2 protein-coding genes are annotated in these 1490 nt (G+C 71.8%); both read right to left on the reverse strand.

Features of this window, described 5'->3' with window-relative positions; genetic code table 11:
- Window positions 1-356: 356 nt before the first annotated feature.
- A complete protein-coding gene (locus tag IF88_RS0139600; RefSeq protein WP_030724425.1) occupies window positions 357-722 on the reverse strand; it encodes a hypothetical protein in 366 nt (121 codons plus the stop codon).
- Window positions 723-1014: 292 nt separating this feature from the next.
- The gene (locus IF88_RS0139605) at window positions 1015-1296 is read right to left on the reverse strand and encodes a chaplin (protein WP_030724428.1); all 282 of its coding nucleotides are present in this window, start codon (window positions 1294-1296) and stop codon (window positions 1015-1017) included.
- Between the last annotated feature and the right edge of the window lie 194 nt (window positions 1297-1490).

A 1490-nucleotide genomic window follows, 5' to 3' on the forward strand; every position in this document is an offset into this window, starting at 1 on the left:
CGGCTCCAACACCGCCCACTGTTCATCCGTGAGATCTCCCCGACCCATGAACCGTGATCATCCACAGCTCAAGATCCACTTTCGATACACGGCCTAGTACTCCAGCAGGATTTCGGTGTCTGACCTGGTCTTTCGCCGGGTGGCGGGAGTGTAGCGGGACTTCGGTAGTGCGGGGCCAGTCTCACGGAGACCGCCCCTCGATCGTGCGACAACGCCGCAGGTAGCGACAGCGGCGGGGCAGCCTCCGAGGGTGATCACCGAGCATGCCGCCGCGCAGTGGGACCTCGAACTGGACGATCTCTTCCTGGCCTCGGGCATCGCTTCGGCCGAGTCGAGCTCCGCCGCCGCATGCGTGACTACGTGCGCGGCCGCCACGCGCAGCGGTCGCGGGCCAGCGAGCGCAACGCGGGCAGCAACGGCCCGACCCGCCGGACGCGGGGCGTCGCCGGGATCTCCACCCGGCAGGTCGAGGCGAAGGGGCGGCGTTCCAGAGCCGCGAGCCGGCCCAGCGCCCAGCCCGCGGCGACCACGACGGGTACGCCGGACAACGCGACGGGTAGCAGGACGATTCCCGCCACCGGCGCGAGCAGGAGGGCCGCGACCGCCAGGGCGATCGCCCCGTCGGGCCGCGCGACCGCGGCGGCCGTGGCGGGCGCTTCGGTCGGGCGCGCTGTGGGGCGGCTGCGCGCATGTATCGCGCCGCTCACCCCGGCCGTCGCCATCCGCCCTCACCCCATCTCTTCCTGCAGTCATCCGGCGTCCCGCGCCGCCGCCCGGTCCGCCCGGCCGGCCCGGTCGCTCAGTCCGACATGGCGACCAGCAGCCGGCGCGGACCGGTGTACGGCCGGCGGCCGTGACCGACCAGGCCCGTTTCGTTATGAGACCGGCCTCCCCCGGAGGATGAGGCGAGGCCGGTCTGTTGTGGGCTGTGCGCTGCGGCTGGCTTACATGCTGGCCCCGGAGGGGTGTGACGGCGCGATCAGCGCGCCGGGGTCCAGGGCCTGGCGTCTGCTGCTACTCGCCGTGGTGCTGGCCCTTGTGGTGACCGCCCTCGCCGCCGTTGTTGATGCAGGTGTTGCCGAAGGCGGGGTTGAGGAGACCGATGACGTTGACGGTGTTGCCGCAGATGTTGACCGGGATGTGAATCGGGACCTGGACGACGTTGCCGGACAGGACGCCAGGGGAACCGATGGCGGTGCCCTCGGCGGTTGCGTCGGCGGCGGCGATGCCGGCCCCGCCTGCCAGGACGGCACCAGCGGCGGCGGTAACGGCTACGGCCTTGGCGAAACGGAACATCACACTCTCCTTGCACTCACAACTAGCCGGGAATCCAGCTCGGACGACGCGCCCCACAACCGCCGGGACCGCCCCGCAGTCACGGGCAATGGGCCAAATCAGTGATCTGACCGGCCCGGCCGACACTCCCGGGGGCGTCCAGGTTCGGCCCGGGCCCGTTCCGCTGCGGCCGGGTGGTGGGGGCTGGGCGGAGG

Origin of the sequence: Streptomyces sp. NRRL F-2580, assembly GCF_000720115.1 — a bacterium.
In the GTDB taxonomy this organism is placed as follows: Bacteria; Actinomycetota; Actinomycetes; order Streptomycetales; family Streptomycetaceae; genus Streptomyces.